A 14,929-nucleotide genomic window follows, 5' to 3' on the forward strand; every position below is an offset into this window, starting at 1 on the left:
TCATGCTCCTGACCCCTAATGCCATGAGCCGGCGCATGCGCTTCGGTTTGTATGCGACCACCGGGTTGATCGGCCTGTTCCTGCTGTTGCCGATCGTGTTCATCGTGCTGCTATCGTTCGGTTCCTCCCAGTGGCTGGTGTTCCCGCCGCCAGGCTGGACGCTGAAATGGTACGGCCAGTTTTTCTCGAATGCCGACTGGATGAACGCCGCGTTCGCCAGCCTCAAGGTCGCGGTGCTGACCACCATTTGCGCCGTCGCCCTCGGCCTGCCGACCGCGTTCGCCCTGGTGCGCGGACGCTTCCCCGGCCGGGAATTGCTCTACGGTTTGTTCACCCTGCCGATGATCGTGCCGCTGGTGATCATCGCGGTGGCGGTGTACGCGCTGTTTCTCAAACTCGGCTACACCGGGACGATGTTTGCCTTTGTCGTCAGCCATGTGATCGTCGCGTTGCCGTTCACCATCATCTCGATCATCAACTCGCTGAAGCTGTTCGATCAGTCGATTGAAGATGCGGCAGTGATCTGCGGTGCATCGCGCTTGCAAGCGGTGTTCAAGGTGACCTTTCCGGCGATTCGTCCGGGCATGGTCGCCGGTGCGCTGTTCGCCTTCCTGGTGTCGTGGGACGAGGTGGTGCTGAGCGTGATGATGGCCAGCCCGACCCTGCAAACCCTTCCGGTAAAAATGTGGACCACCCTGCGTCAGGACCTGACACCCGTGATCGCCGTCGCTTCGACGCTGCTGATCGGCTTGTCGGTATTGGTCATGGTGATCGCCGCCGCCCTGCGCCGGCGCAATGAAATCAGCGCCTGAGCGCCCAGGAGAAAACAATGAGTGCCGTGATCAAAGACCCCGCGCAGCAGGACAACAAAACCCTGGTCAGCCTGCGTAACCTGAACAAGCACTACGGCGACTTTGCCGCCGTGGACAACATCTCGCTGGACATCCAGGACGGTGAATTCCTCACGTTCCTCGGCTCCAGCGGCTCCGGTAAAAGTACGACATTGTCGATGCTTGCCGGCTTCGAAACCCCGAGCAGCGGCGAGATTCTGGTCAGCGGCCAATCGCTGGTGAACGTGCCGCCGCACAAGCGTGACATCGGCATGGTGTTCCAGCGTTATTCGCTGTTCCCGCACTTGTCGGTGCGCGACAACATTGCCTTCCCCCTGGCGATTCGCAAATTAGCCGCTGCCGAACGCGAGCGCCGGGTCGATGCGATGCTCAAACTGGTGCAACTGGAAGAATTCGCCCATCGCCGCCCTTCGCAACTGTCCGGCGGCCAGCAACAACGGGTGGCCATCGCAAGGGCGTTGGTGTACGAACCACGCATCCTGTTGATGGACGAGCCCCTCGGCGCACTGGATAAAAAGCTGCGCGAGGATCTGCAAGATGAGCTGCGCCAACTGCATCGGCGCCTCGGCATCACCATCGTTTACGTGACCCATGATCAGGAAGAAGCCATGCGCCTGTCCCAGCGCATTGCGATTTTCAGTCACGGCAAAATCGTCGGCCTGGGCAGCGGTTATGACCTGTACCAGAACCCGCCGAATGCGTTTGTCGCTTCGTTCCTCGGCAACTCCAACTTCCTCAAGCTTAAGGCGCAGGGCAATGCGGTAGCCAGTTTCGAAGGGCAATCGCTGTCGATCCGCCTGACCGCCGGTCTGCACACCGATCAGGATGTGTTGCTGATGGTGCGTCCGGAAAAGGCCCAGGCGCTGAGCGTTCAGCAGGCGACCCAGGAACCTCTGGCGGCAGGTTGGAACGAAGTCTCGGCCAAGGTTGTTGAGGTGTTGTTCCTGGGTGAAAGCCAGACCTGCAGCGTGGTGACCCAGGGCGGGACTTCGATGACCGTCAAGGCGTTGTCTGCGGCGGGTATGCCACTCAAGGCCGGTGACCCGGTGCAAGTGCGTTGGGCGACCGCGGATGCCTGCGTGTACACGCAATGGGCTGAGAGCGATCTGAACAAGGCGGCGGGCGCGCATTGACCTGAAAGTGACGGCGATCCTGTGGCGAGGGAGCTTGCTCCCGTCGGACTGCGCAGAAGTCCCGCCCTTCTTTTCAGGAAAAGCGGGGCCGCTTCGCAGCCCAGCGGGAGCAAGCTCCCTCGCCACAAATCGCCTCACCTTAAAAAGCCCTTGCAAACGATGTATTACGGTATACCATCATACCAACAAACATAAAAACCCGTCTTACACCGCCCGAGGACCGTCCAATGATCGATGCCGCCATCTACAAACAAGTCATGGGTTCGTTCCCGTCCGGTGTGACTGTCATCACCACTCTGGATGACGACGGGCAAATCGTCGGCCTCACCGCCAGCGCCTTCAGCTCCCTTTCCATGGAGCCGGCCCTGGTGCTGTTCTGCCCCAACTACAGCTCCGATTCCTACCCGATCCTGATCAAGAACAAGCGCTTCGCCATTCACGTGCTTTCCGGCGGCCAGCAGAACGAAGCCTATGCCTTCGCCCGTAAAGGCAAGGACAAGGCCCAAGGCATCGAATGGACCTTGAGCGAACTGGGCAACCCGCTGCTGAGCAATGCCACGGCGATCATCGAATGCGAGCTGTGGCGCGAGTATGAAGGGGGCGACCACGCGATCATGGTCGGCGCGGTGAAGAACCTGATCGTGCCGCAGCGCACCACCGGCCCGCTGGTGTACTGCCACGGAAAAATGGGCGCCCTGCCCGTCCTGGCTTGAAGCGACCGTCAAAAATAAAAATTCGAGGTAAGCGTCATGAAATTTTCCCTGTTCGTGCACATGGAACGGTGGGACGAGAGCATCAGCCATCGTCAGTTGTTCGAAGACTTGACCGAGCTGACCCTGATGGCCGAGGCCGGTGGTTTCAGCACAGTCTGGATCGGCGAACACCACGCCATGGAATACACCATCTCGCCAAGCCCGATGCCATTGCTGGCCTACCTGGCCGCCAAGACCACCACTATTCACCTGGGCGCCGGCACCATTATCGCGCCGTTCTGGCACCCGATACGGGTCGCTGGCGAATGCGCGCTGCTGGACGTGATCAGCAACGGGCGCATGGAAGTCGGGTTGGCGCGCGGTGCTTACCAGGTTGAATTCGATCGCATGGCCGGTGGCATGCCCGCCTCGTCAGGCGGTCAAGCATTGCGGGAAATGGTTCCGGTGGTGCGCGCCCTGTGGCAAGGCGATTACGCCCACGATGGTGAGATCTGGAAATTCCCCACCTCTACCAGCGTGCCGAAACCGATCCAGAAGCCCAACCCGCCGATGTGGATCGCCGCTCGCGACCCGGACTCACATAACTTTGCGGTGGCCAACGGTTGCAACGTCATGGTCACGCCGCTGATGAAAGGCGACGAAGAAGTCCTCGACCTGAAGAACAAATTCCAGGCTGCGCTGGACAACAATCCCGACGTGCCACGTCCGCAATTGATGGTGCTGCGCCACACCCACGTGCATGCGGCCGATGATCCTGACGGCTGGAAAGTCGGGGCCAAGGCGATCTCCAGGTTTTACCGCACCTTCGATGCCTGGTTTGGCAACAAGGAAGTGCCGGTCAACGGTTTCCTGGCGCCGAGCCCGGAAGAGAAATTCGCCGCGCGGCCGGAGTTCGAATTGGAGAGCTTGCACAAGACGGCCATGATCGGCACCGCCGAAGACATCATCCCGCGCATCAAGTATTACGAAGAGCTGGGGGTTGATGAGTTCAGCTTCTGGTGCGACAACAGCCTGCCCCATGCCGAAAAGAAAAAGTCGCTGGAGTTGTTTATCAAACAGGTGGTGCCAGCGTTTCGCTGACCTCGAGGCATCAGAGATACATTGTGGGAGCGAGCCTGCTCGCGAAAGCGGTGTATCAGTCAATGTAGATGTTGACTGACACGACGCCTTCGCGAGCAGGCTCGCTCCCACATTGCTTACTGCGTTCACAATTCCCCCGCGACATCCTGTCCATCCGCTGCCGGTGGTCGACGGCTACCCTCGACTGGTAACCTGCGCCCTGCTCTTTCAATGACGACGGTGACGCATTTGATCAGCAGTACCCCCACCCTGGCCCGGGATATCGACGGCAAAGCCATCTCCGCCCAGGTGCTCGACGAGGTTCGGGAAGAGGTTCAGGCCCTGGCCGCGCAGCAGATTTATCCCGCGTTGGCGGTCCTGCTGGTCGGCGACGATCCGGCCAGCCACGTGTATGTGCGCAATAAATTGCTGCGGGCCAAGGAAGTCGGGATTCGCTCGCTCGAATACCGTCTGCCGGACGATGCCAGCCAGGCGCAGGTGCTGGAACAGATTGCGCAGTTGAACGCCGATGCTTCAGTGAACGGCATTCTGGTGCAGTTGCCGTTGCCGGGGCATATCGACGAGGCGGCGGTGATTCATGCCATCGACCCGATCAAGGACGTGGACGGTTTCCATCGCGAAAACGTCGGTGGCCTGGTGCAAGGCATGGAGGTGCTGACGCCGTGCACGCCCAGCGGTTGCATGCGTCTGTTGAAGGAAACCTGCGGCGACATCAGCGGTTTGCACGCGGTGGTTATCGGCCGCTCGAACATTGTCGGCAAGCCGATGGCGACCTTGCTGTTGCAGGCTCATTGCTCGGTCAGCGTGGTGCATTCGCGCAGCGTCGATGCACCGGCGCTGTGTCGATTGGCGGACATTGTGGTGGCAGCAGTGGGTCGGCCGCACTTGATCGATGCCAGTTGGCTCAAGCCTGGGGCGGTGGTGATCGATGTCGGGATCAATCGCGTGACCGATGCATCCGGCAGCCATTTGGTCGGTGATGTCGACTACGCCAGTGCGCGGACGGTTGCCAGTGCGATCACCCCGGTGCCGGGGGGTGTTGGGCCGATGACGATTGCCTATTTGCTGAAGAACACGTTGATCGCCAGCCAGTTGCAGCGTGCGGCGCAGGCGCGTGATTCGGATCCGGATGGGTGTGATTCGGATATCAACTGACCGACGCTAATCTGTGGCGAGCGGGCTACCCGGTTATTACAACCTGTAGCAGCTGGCGAAGCCTGCGTTCGGCTCTGTAGCAGCTGGCGAAGCCTGCGTTCTGCTCTGTAGCAGCTGGCGAAGCCTGCGTTCGGCTCTGTAGCAGCTGGCGAAGCCTGCGTTCGGCTGCGCAGCAGTCGTCAAATCAGGCAACGCGGTGTTTCAGGAAGACCGCGTGCTCAGGTTTTACGACTGCTTCGCAGCCGAACGCAGCCTCGTGCCTCGACAGCTGCTACAAGCCGAACGCAGGCTGCGTCAGTAGCGATCAAAACCTCGGCTTAACCGTCTTCCACTCCGGCTTGTACCGCTGCATCTGCTTCACATCATCGCGCTGACGAATCCCGCAGGTCAGGTACTGATCATGCAGCTTGCCCAGCTGATCGTGATCCAGTTCCAACCCCAAACCCGGCGCCCGGGTGATCTTCACGCAGCCCTCCACGATCGGCAACTTGCCGCCCTTGATCACCTCTTCGTCCGGTTCCTGCCACGGGTAATGAGTGTCGCAGGCGTAATCCAGATTCGGCACCGACGCCGCCACATGCGCCATCGCCATCAGGCTGATACCCAGGTGCGAGTTGGAATGCATGGACACGCCGAGGCCAAAGGTCTGGCACATTTTCGCCAGCGCCTGGGTGTCGCGCAGGCCACCCCAATAGTGGTGATCGGCGAGCACGATCTGCACGCTGTTCAATGCCACGCTGCGGCGGAACTCATCGAAATCGGTGACCACCATATTGGTCGCCAACGGCAGACCGGTGCGTTTGTGCAGCTCCGACATGCCTTCCAGACCCGGCGTCGGGTCTTCGTAATATTGCAGGTCGTCGCCCAGCAATTCGGCCATGCGAATCGAGGTTTCCAGCGACCAGTTGGCATTCGGATCGATGCGCAACGGATAACCGGGAAAGGCTTTCTTCAGGGCTTTGATGCACGCCACTTCACGTTCCGGCTCCAGCGCGCCAGCCTTGAGCTTGATGCTCTTGAAGCCGTAGGTTTCGATCATTCGCCGCGCCTGGGCGACGATCTGTTCTTCGTTCAGCGCCTCGCCCCAACTGTCCGGTTTGTAGGGTGAATCAATGTGCTGCGCGTACTTGAAAAACAGGTAGGCACTGAACGGGATTTCATCGCGAATCGCCCCGCCCAGCAGGTCCACCAACGGCACGTTCAACGAGCGCGCCTGCAGGTCGAGAAACGCCACTTCGAACGCCGAATACGCGTTGCTCACCGCTTTGCTGGCGTGGGAGCCGGGGGCCAGTTCTGCACCGGCAATGCTCGTGGTTTTGTTGGCCGCCACGGTCGCCTGGACGATGGCGCGCAGCTGGTTGAGGTTGAACGGGTCGAGGCCGATCAGTTGATCCTTAAGCTGCATCTGGATCGCCAGCGCCGGGGCATCGCCGTAGCTTTCGCCGAGGCCGATGTAGCCGTTGTCGCTCTCGATTTCGATGATCGAGCGCAGCGCAAAAGGTTCGTGAATGCCGCTGGCGTTGAGCAGAGGCGGATCGCGGAAGGCGATGGGGGTCACGGTCACTCGTGTGATTTTCAAAGGGTCAGGCTCCGATTATCCAAGTCTTAATGTGAAGCGGCGTGGCGCGGCACCACGACGTCGTTGCGCGGGGTTGGCTTACCGGCTTTCGGGGTGGTGCGGGCAAAGAAGATCACCACGGCGGCCACCAGCGACGTCGCCGCCAGGCCGTACAGGCCACCTTCGATCGAACCGGTGGATTGCTCCAGGAAGCCGAACGCCGTTGGGGCGACGAAGCCGCCGAGGTTGCCGATGGAATTGATTAGCGCAATCACCGCCGCCGCGATCCGCGCATCCAGATAACTTTGCGGAATCGGCCAGAACAGCGCCGACGCAGCCTTGAAGCCGATGGCAGCAAAACAGATCGCGACAAAGGCGAAAATCGGGCCGCCGGTGGTGGACATGAACATGCCGAACGCCGCGATCACCAGGGTCAGCGCGACCCAGGCCTGCTGGAATTTCCATTTGCTGGCCATGGCCGCGAAGCCGTACATCGCGATGATGGAAATGATCCACGGCACCGAGTTGAACAGGCCGACCTGGAAGTCGCCGAGGTTGCCCATTTTCTTGATCATGCTCGGCAGCCAGAACGTGGCGCCGTAGATCGTCAGAGCGATGGAGAAGTAGATGAAGCAGAACAACGCAATCTGCCGGTCCGCCAACAGCTTGAACATCGAAGGCACAGGGCCTTTCGCAGCCTCGCGGACTTGCTGTTCTTCGGCGATGGCAGCAATCAGCGCACCCCGCTCCTCATCGCTCAGCCATTTCGCTTCGCGTGGATGGGATTGCAGCCAGAACCAGACAAACCCGCACAGCACGATGGAAGCGAAGCCCTCGATCAGGAACATCCACTGCCAGCCATGCAGATTCAAACCGTTGACGTTCAACAATGCGCCGGAGACCGGGCCGGAAATCACCGAGGCAATCGCCGAACCGCTAAGGAACACCGCCATGGTCTTGCCGCGTTCAGACGCCGGCAGCCACTGGGTGAAGTAATAAATGATGCCGGGGAAGAATCCGGCCTCTGCCGCGCCGAGGATAAATCGCAGCACATAGAAACTGGTTTCACCTTTGACGAAGGCCATCGCCATCGCGGCGGCGCCCCAGGTGAACATGATCCGCGTCAGCCAGACGCGCGCGCCGTAGCGCTGCAGCAGCATGTTGGACGGCACTTCGAACAGCGCGTAACCGACGAAAAACAAACCGGCGCCCAAACCATAGGCTGCGGCGCCAATGCCGAGGTCCGTCTCCAGGTGGCTGCGCACGAAACCGATGTTGACCCGGTCGATGTAGTTGACGATGAACATGACCACGAACAGCGGCAGCACATGGCGCTTCACTTTCGCGGCGGCACGCGCAAGTACCGTGGGCTCCGGCGAACTCTGGAGGGTTTTCAAGGGGCTACTCCCGATCTTGTTTTTTTGGGGACGAATCGATCATGGACGCAGCAATTGATCCCGTCTAATCTAACTTGGCATTCGATTGATACCTGGATTAGATCAATGTTCGAACTCACCCAGCTGCGCTGCTTCACCACGGTCGCCACCGAACTGAATTTTCGTCGCGCCGCCGAACGCTTGAACATGACGCAACCGCCGCTCAGTCGACAGATTCAATTGCTGGAGCATCACCTGGGTGTCGAGTTGTTCACCCGCACCACCCGCAGCGTCGCCCTGACCGCCGCCGGTCGCGCGTTCTTCATCGAAGCGCAGAACCTGCTGGAGCGTGCCCAGCAAGCGGCAGCCACCGCCCGGCGCTTTGCCGAGGGCGACATCGGCACGGTCAACATCAGTTTCGTCGGCAGCGCAGTGTATGAATTCCTGCCCAAGGTCATCGCCGAAGCACGGCTCAAACAGCCTCACGTGAAAATCGATCTGTCGGAGATGAACACCTACCAGCAGCACGAAGCGCTGCGCGCCCGCCGCATCGACCTGGGCATCGTTCGTGCGCCGTTGCTGGAACCGGGCTACGCCACCGAATGCCTGGTGCGCGAGCCGTTCGTCCTCGCCGTGCCGAGCAATCATCGGCTGGCGAGTGCCGAAAGCGTGTCCGTGCAAGACCTCGACGCCCAACCATTCCTAATGTACTCCCACGCCGCCTACCCGCCGTTCAACGAACTGCTGACCGGTATGCTGCGTTCGGCGCGCGTCGCCCCGGAATACGTGCAATGGCTGGGCTCGTCGCTGACCATCCTGGCGCTGGTCAACGCTGGCATGGGCCTGGCCCTGGTACCGCGTTGCGCTACAAGCGTGGTGTTCAAGAACGTGGTGTTCCGCGACATCGACCTGGGGGAAGGTGTGCAAAGCGAGCTGCATTTGATCTGGCGCGAGAACAATGACAACCCGGCGTTTGCGATGTTGCTGGAAGGGATTCGGCGGGCGGTCCGGGACGGCTGGGGAGCGCCGTGAACGCCTTTTCGACAGGCATGAAAAAGCCCAATCTTTTCAGATTGGGCTCCGACCACTCCAGCACAGCCCTAAAGCATCGGTGAAGTGCTCACCACCCGTAGCGCCAGACCTTCAAACGCATCCAGCGTAATGGTGAACTCGCCCTCAGGCGTGAGATCACCTTCGACCCGTTCATTGATGATGTCGACCACCGGCCCCGGCGCGATATTGGGCAGGTGCAGGGTTTCGGTGATCGGCGTCGAGCCGAAGTTCAGCGCGGTGATTTGCGTGCCTTTGCCGGCCGGCAATTCGTGAACCATGATCAGCAGCCCTGGATGTTCGACGTCCGGGATCAGGATCTGGCGGCTGGCGGCAATGTCGTAAGCGCGACGTGCGGCGAGGATTTTGCGCAACTGCGAGACGAACGAATCCGGGTCTTTCAATTGGCTCGGCAAGCTGCCGTACAACGTCTTCGGTCGCGGCATTTGCCCGGCGGACAATGGCGCATCCGGGTTGAGGTCCACCAGATCGTAGGCGCCGCGATGAATCCAGCGCGTGTCACCGTCGCCCATTAGATGTTCAACCTGTTCCGCCGGCAACGGCAGCGCACCGACCAAATCCCAACCCGACAGCGCGAACACGCCCGGCTGCATGGCGTTGTACATCACCAACAGTAAATGCACCTGGCGAATCTGCTGGATGTCGGCGGTGGTGATCGCGTCAAGGTCACGAATCCCCAGCGCGGCGGTGATGATGCTCGCGGTGGTGCAAGACACCCCGTTGGTGACGAATTTCAGGTTGTACGGCGCGTGCTCGCCGGCCAGGCGTTCGTACATTTGCTCGCGAATGTGCTCACGCAAAATGCTGCCGGGAAAGGTCTGGCCTTGGAAGAGGTAGGTGTCGTGGGCGTGCAACGTCCAGAAATGCACGAGTTCCAGGGTCAGTTCGTCGTGGTTCTGCAACGCATGGATCAACGAGCCCGGATCGATGCCCTGGGTGTGCATCTGTCGCAGCATCAGGCGCAGGAATTCGGTATCGCCCATCAACAGCGCATGCTGGTAAGCCGGACGCGTGATGAAGTCGTACGAAAGATCAGCACCGCCATGGGACATCGCGGCGATGTCGTCGACGGTCAGGTTGAGCTCCTGGAAGCTGAAGCCGCCGGCCTTGCGGATCGCCCCGGCGAGCAACTGATTGCCGGTGATCGACAATGGATGGCTTTCAGACCAGGCAGTGCCGTCGAGCTTGCGTTCAACGCCGAGGAAGCCGTTGGCATCCAGGCGCAGAATCTTCGCGCCCATCACATCGATGGCATGCAACGCATCACCGATGATCATTTGCTGCGCGGCGAAGGTCGGGTCCAGCCAGTTCAACGACGGCTGCCCTTCCTTGAAGTAATGCAGGTAAACCCAGCGCCGTGGCTTGCCGTCGACGCCGATCACGACATCGGTGGCGCTCCAGTCGGTTTCCTTGACCCCCGGCTCGAAGAAGATCACACGCTGCAATTGCCCGACGATGTAATGTTTGTCCCGCAGCACATCGACCTGCGCCGGGCTGAGGTTCTGAGCGTCGCGGCCTTCGGCGATGTCCGGCAGCAGCGGCCAGTCTTCCTCGCGGATCTCGACCATGTGGTACAGGCCCGGATAATCCTCATACGCCATCTCGGCCAGGCGGAAATCCGCGCCTTTGCCGGTGTGCGAAGGGATCACGTCATCGATGATCACCGCGTTGTGCGCAGCGGCCATGCGGGTCAGCGCCTGAAGCTGGGCCTCGGTGCCCAGTTGCGGGTCGATCTCGAAACTGATGCGGTCGAAATTGCCGTCAATCGTTGGCGTGTGTTCAGTGCCCGTCAGGCCACCGGACATTTTCAGCGGCCCGTTGTGGATGCCCTGGATACCGATTCTCGACAGTGCATGCCACAGGGTTTCATCCCCCAACGCCTCCAGCACCGTGCCATTTTCACGGGTCACGATGGAGGCCGGGTACGCGGTGAACCACACCGACGCCAGGGCCGAAGCATCCCGGGGCCGCGTATGCGCATACGGTTGTTGCCACAGGCGGCCTTGCCCGGAATACAACTTGGCCCGTTGTTTTGCCGCATGCAGCATGGATTGCTCGACCAGCCAGGTCACTTGGTTCTTTTCAGCAGCCGTCATAAAACAATTACCTATTGTCGGAGTAAAACCGCAATTGGCCAGTGCCTACGTACAGCAAAGGCTTCGCTCGTCTTTATATGAGGGCCTGGCGTGGCATTCGTTGCGTCGGAGTGGCAGGAAGCTGGAGATAGGCAATTATTTCGAAGCCCCGCGTCAGGTACGTCGGTGACAGATCAGTCGCAGCAACCACCTGCGGCAGACCTAGACCTCGCTCACTAGCACATCAGCGATGCGGATGCTCAGCGCAGCGCCGGTCAGCGTCGGGTTGACACACGATGACGACGGCATGACGCTGGTGCCGGCGATGAACAGGTTGGCGTGGTCGTGGCTGCGGCAATCGCGGTCCACTACCGAGTCCTTCGGGTCGTCGCCCATGATGGTCGTGCCCATGATGTGCTGGCGGTTCTGAAAGTTGACATCGGTGCTGAGGATATCGGCGTCCAGCAGTTCCGCGAACTTTTTGAAGTCCACCAGCGCTTTCTCTTTGCCGGCATGCCAGTAGTCAGGAACGCTGTAGTAGATCTCCGGTACTGGCAGCCCAACGGCGTCGAACTTGGTCTTGCTCGGCGTCACGCGGTTTTCCGGCAGCGGCAGTGTTTCAAAGTCTACGGCCCAGTTGAGTGAGCGTGCCGACTGCAAACGAATCTGCTCGTCCAGCCTGGAGCCCAACACACCCTTGGCGATCAGGTTAGTGGTGATCTGCGAGGTCGGAACCGTGTTGCGGACCTTGATCTTGTAACCCGGGTAATCCTTGCGGAAGGCACCGTCGCGGCTGTTCAGATACACCAGCAGTTGCGTCGGTCCTTCACCGGGCCACATGTCCTCCTTGGTCATGACGTTCATGCTGATACCGGTGTGGTCCATCAGATTACGGCCCACCTGATCGGAAGAGTTGGCAATGCCGTTCGGGTACTTATCGGAGGTCGACATCAGCAGCAGCTTCGGCGATTCGATGCCATACGCGGCAAGTACGAAATAACGAGCCGTCAACTTGTGGGTCGACTTGTCAGGGCGCATGTACCAGATGGCGTTGATCTTGCCGTCATCCCCGGCTTCGATTTTGTAGACGACTGAGTTTTCCAACACCTTGGCGCCATGGCGCTCCGCTTCGTCGATGTGCATTGAGCCGTCGTATTTGGCGGCAATCGGGCACACCGGGTTGCAGTTGTTGTTACCGGCGCAGGGTGGTCGCTTGCCGTATGGGCGGGTGGCGCGGCCATTGGGTTCGAGTATCGGATTGTATCCGCCCTTGCTGAGCATTTCCGAGAGTCGGGTGAACATGTAGCTGGGCTTGAGACCTTCCATCGGGTACGGAATCGAACGTGGCGGAAAAGCGTCGCCGCCCTGCCCGCTTTCATCCTGACCATCGACGCCGGACACCCCCAATTCAGTCTCGGCCCGGGCATAGAATGGTTCCAGTTCGTCGTAGCTGATCGGCCAGTCACGACCGCGACCGTACAAGGACTTCAGCCGGAAGTCGTTGGGCAGCATGCGCCATAGCGACGAGCCGAAGTGCCAAGTGGTGCCGCCGACAACCCGCAAGTAGGACGTGTTGTATTTGACCGGCCCGACCTGTTGCAAATAGTCACCGTACGTCGACGGCGCGTGTGGCAAGCTCGGGTACGGCGATCCGGCCCCCTGCAACTTGGCGTTGGCCAGGGACAGCTTGACGGGCGCGTTGCGGAAGGTCTCGACCACATCCCGCCGATTGACCCGCGGCCCCGCCTCGAGAACGATCACCGATTTGCCCGCTTTGGCCAGACCGGTTGCAATCAGGCCGCCCATGACACCGGAGCCGATGATGACTACGTCGGCGTCGAAATCACCGTTGCTCATAGTTTGAAATCCTGAGTGGCTGCTGGTTTGGGACCCCAAGAGTTCGGGCCGCCACCATAAGTAGGGATGATGAGAATGCCGTGGGTCGGGCCGTACATCATGGCTTGCGAATAGCTGATCATTTGCGCATCTGCCGGCTCACCGACAACGCCGAGGTACCAGGCTGAAATAATGCTGGTCGCGGTCGCCTTCAACGAGGGATCTGCGTCGGTCAGTGCCAGGTATTCATCGACGTGTTTGAAGCCCCGCTCGCCCACCAGTTGTTTGAGGGCAATCACGTTGGTCATGAAGTTCGGTGCTCGCTTGGCCAGTGCCGCGTAATAGCGTGCCGCCAGAACCGGGTTGACCGTACGGCTCACCAGAAACTGCGACAGAGCGATGAAATCAGCGTCTGACTGCGCAGCCGCCATGACCGATTGCCAAGGCATCAGGCCGCTGACCATCGCGGTCACACCCACGGCGACAGAGGCGCGCAGCAGGCTGCGACGCGACAGTACCGAAGAGGCGGAGGGAATCGGTGTGGGTTTGTCAGTCATCGAATTTTCCATCGTTCAGACCTCCTGGCGTCTACGGCGCGAGATCAACATCATTGCCATCAGACCGATCAGCACGACCGCAAGGACGATGACTGGAATGGTCAATTTCGCCATGACCGCCAGCGGCGCCTTCGGCCCGCCCTCCCGCACCTGCGCCACGTCGGCGGCAGTGACGTTCAGGGCGGCGTTGCCGTAACGAGACAGCACATAGTTGCTGACGTCGGCAATCTGCTGGTCGTTGAGGCGGTCGGTGAACAGTGCGTCGGGGCCGAATGCCGGCATGTCGATTGCCACACCGTCTACTTCGCGATGCACGCCGTAGACAATCGCGGCGATCAAGTTGTCGCTGCGACTGGTGGCGGTGTTGTGGAACAGCGAAGGATACTCACGAGTGCCCTGGCCGTTGGCCTGGTGACAGTTGGCGCATGTGCCACTGAAGATGTGCCAGCCCGGATTGTCCTCGGGTTTGCCGCCGCGCAGGGTCAGCTCATCGGTCGAGGCTTGGCCGAATTCGTGTCGGGCCTTGGTCTCCCCGGTGTTGATCGGTTGTGTTTGCAGCAGGTAGGCCGCGATGGCCTTGAGGTCCGCGCCCTCCAAGTGTTGCAGGCTGTGCTCGACCGCTTCGGCCATCGGTCCGGCGGCTTGCGCTTTGTCGTCGGCGTGACCGGTGCGCAGGTAAGCGACCAGTTCATCGCTGGACCAGGCGCCGATGCCGCTGGTTTTGTCGGACGTGATGTTAGGCGCATACCAACTGCCGAGCGAACCACCAGCAAGCGGCTTGCTGGTATCGGCGGCCATCAGGAAGTTGCGCGGGGTATGGCAGGTATCGCAATGGGCCAGTGCGTTGACCAGATAGTCACCTCGGTTCACCTCGGCGGATTTGTCCGGATCCGGTGTAAAGCGCTTCTGACTGTGGAACAGCGCGTTCCAGCCGAGCATCGAGGAGCGGATGTTGAACGGGAAATCGAGGTCGGTTTTATGCGTCGTCGCATCGACGGGCTGCACTTCGTGCATGAAATAGTTGTAGAGCTCACCCACATCGGCGTCGGTCATTTTCGCGTAAGAGGTATACGGCATTGCCGGGTAGAGATGCGTGCCATCTGGCGTTACCCCGTCTCGTACTGCACGGGCAAACTGCTCGCTCGTATAACCGCCGATGCCAGCGGTTTTGGAGGGGGTGATGTTGGTCGAATAAATGACCCCCATCGGCGAACCGAGCGGATAACCACCCGCAAATGGCTTGCCCCCTGGCGCGGTGTGACAAGCCACACAATCTGCCGCGACCGCCAGGCGCTTACCCGGCGACGCCGAGGCATCCAGTACTTGACCGTGAGCGCCGCCAGCGGCGCAAACCAACAGCGTTAGTAATCCGTTAAAAGCAGTTCTCATGCCTTTTCCCTTACCCGTTTTACTCGGCATGTCTTCTATCCTGAGCAACTGCATTCATGACTTTCAAGATTCGGCCATCACTGACAAATTTGACATGTCGTACGATGTCATATGTTTACCTGGAAAGAATATTTC

General features: G+C 60.2%; 12 protein-coding genes. 6 read left to right on the forward strand and 6 right to left on the reverse strand.

Annotated features, from left to right (window positions below):
- Nucleotides 1-2: 2 nt before the first annotated feature.
- From NK667_RS15980 to folD, 5 genes are all read left to right on the forward strand, one after another.
- On the forward strand, nt 3-812 hold the full coding sequence (locus NK667_RS15980; RefSeq protein WP_054053116.1) for an ABC transporter permease: 810 nt from the start codon (nt 3-5) through the stop codon (nt 810-812).
- A 17-nt stretch (nt 813-829) separates the two neighbouring features.
- Complete coding sequence (locus NK667_RS15985; RefSeq protein ID WP_054615408.1) at nt 830-1,984, forward strand: ABC transporter ATP-binding protein; 1,155 nt, start codon at nt 830-832, stop codon at nt 1,982-1,984.
- Between the two features lie 227 nt (nt 1,985-2,211).
- Nucleotides 2,212-2,697 (forward strand): flavin reductase family protein, encoded by a 486-nt coding sequence (locus NK667_RS15990; RefSeq protein ID WP_054053113.1) that lies wholly within the window; start codon nt 2,212-2,214, stop codon nt 2,695-2,697.
- A 36-nt stretch (nt 2,698-2,733) separates the two neighbouring features.
- A complete protein-coding gene (locus NK667_RS15995) occupies nt 2,734-3,777 on the forward strand; it encodes an LLM class flavin-dependent oxidoreductase (RefSeq protein ID WP_054053110.1) in 1,044 nt (347 codons plus the stop codon).
- A gap of 210 nt (nt 3,778-3,987) precedes the next feature.
- Nucleotides 3,988-4,932 (forward strand): bifunctional methylenetetrahydrofolate dehydrogenase/methenyltetrahydrofolate cyclohydrolase FolD, encoded by a 945-nt coding sequence (gene folD / locus NK667_RS16000; protein WP_054615409.1) that lies wholly within the window; start codon nt 3,988-3,990, stop codon nt 4,930-4,932.
- A 304-nt stretch (nt 4,933-5,236) separates the two neighbouring features.
- Here the strand turns inward: folD and NK667_RS16005 are convergent, their stop codons facing one another.
- Both NK667_RS16005 and NK667_RS16010 read right to left on the reverse strand, forming a co-directional pair.
- A complete protein-coding gene (locus tag NK667_RS16005) occupies nt 5,237-6,511 on the reverse strand; it encodes a glucarate dehydratase family protein (RefSeq protein WP_054615410.1) in 1,275 nt (424 codons plus the stop codon).
- A gap of 26 nt (nt 6,512-6,537) precedes the next feature.
- Nucleotides 6,538-7,887 (reverse strand): MFS transporter, encoded by a 1,350-nt coding sequence (locus NK667_RS16010; protein WP_054615411.1) that lies wholly within the window; start codon nt 7,885-7,887, stop codon nt 6,538-6,540.
- Between the two features lie 105 nt (nt 7,888-7,992).
- Here NK667_RS16010 and NK667_RS16015 point away from each other — a divergent pair, with 105 nt between their 5' ends.
- The gene (locus tag NK667_RS16015) at nt 7,993-8,898 is read left to right on the forward strand and encodes a LysR family transcriptional regulator (RefSeq protein WP_054615412.1); all 906 of its coding nucleotides are present in this window, start codon (nt 7,993-7,995) and stop codon (nt 8,896-8,898) included.
- Between the two features lie 68 nt (nt 8,899-8,966).
- Here NK667_RS16015 and treS read toward each other — a convergent pair whose 3' ends face one another.
- The 4 genes from treS to NK667_RS16035 form a co-directional block, all read right to left on the reverse strand.
- Nucleotides 8,967-11,033, reverse strand: a complete 2,067-nt coding sequence (gene treS, locus NK667_RS16020) for a maltose alpha-D-glucosyltransferase (RefSeq protein ID WP_054053100.1) — start codon at nt 11,031-11,033, stop codon at nt 8,967-8,969.
- A 201-nt stretch (nt 11,034-11,234) separates the two neighbouring features.
- Nucleotides 11,235-12,869: a GMC family oxidoreductase gene (locus tag NK667_RS16025; RefSeq protein WP_054053098.1), complete on the reverse strand. Its 1,635-nt coding sequence runs from the start codon at nt 12,867-12,869 to the stop codon at nt 11,235-11,237.
- On the reverse strand, nt 12,866-13,405 hold the full coding sequence (locus NK667_RS16030; protein ID WP_236708601.1) for a sugar dehydrogenase complex small subunit: 540 nt from the start codon (nt 13,403-13,405) through the stop codon (nt 12,866-12,868). Before NK667_RS16030 ends, NK667_RS16025 begins: the two co-directional genes overlap by 4 nt.
- Before the next feature lie 15 nt (nt 13,406-13,420).
- The gene (locus NK667_RS16035; protein ID WP_054615414.1) at nt 13,421-14,794 is read right to left on the reverse strand and encodes a c-type cytochrome; all 1,374 of its coding nucleotides are present in this window, start codon (nt 14,792-14,794) and stop codon (nt 13,421-13,423) included.
- Nucleotides 14,795-14,929: the final 135 nt, after the last annotated feature.

The organism is Pseudomonas nunensis, from assembly GCF_024296925.1.
GTDB lineage: Bacteria > Pseudomonadota > Gammaproteobacteria > Pseudomonadales > Pseudomonadaceae > Aquipseudomonas > Aquipseudomonas nunensis.

Excerpts from the sequence above, each read along its gene's own strand:
- NK667_RS15980 (WP_054053116.1), top strand. The coding sequence starts at position 3 with ATGCTCCTGACCCCTAATGCCATGAGCCGGCGCATGCGCTTCGGTTTG.
- NK667_RS15985 (WP_054615408.1), top strand. The coding sequence starts at position 830 with ATGAGTGCCGTGATCAAAGACCCCGCGCAGCAGGACAACAAAACCCTG.
- NK667_RS15990 (WP_054053113.1), top strand. The coding sequence starts at position 2,212 with ATGATCGATGCCGCCATCTACAAACAAGTCATGGGTTCGTTCCCGTCC.
- NK667_RS15995 (WP_054053110.1), top strand. The coding sequence starts at position 2,734 with ATGAAATTTTCCCTGTTCGTGCACATGGAACGGTGGGACGAGAGCATC.
- folD (WP_054615409.1), top strand. The coding sequence starts at position 3,988 with ATGACGACGGTGACGCATTTGATCAGCAGTACCCCCACCCTGGCCCGG.
- NK667_RS16015 (WP_054615412.1), top strand. The coding sequence starts at position 7,993 with ATGTTCGAACTCACCCAGCTGCGCTGCTTCACCACGGTCGCCACCGAA.
- treS (WP_054053100.1), bottom strand. The coding sequence starts at position 11,033 with ATGACGGCTGCTGAAAAGAACCAAGTGACCTGGCTGGTCGAGCAATCC.
- NK667_RS16025 (WP_054053098.1), bottom strand. The coding sequence starts at position 12,869 with ATGAGCAACGGTGATTTCGACGCCGACGTAGTCATCATCGGCTCCGGT.
- NK667_RS16030 (WP_236708601.1), bottom strand. The coding sequence starts at position 13,405 with ATGACTGACAAACCCACACCGATTCCCTCCGCCTCTTCGGTACTGTCG.
- NK667_RS16035 (WP_054615414.1), bottom strand. The coding sequence starts at position 14,794 with ATGAGAACTGCTTTTAACGGATTACTAACGCTGTTGGTTTGCGCCGCT.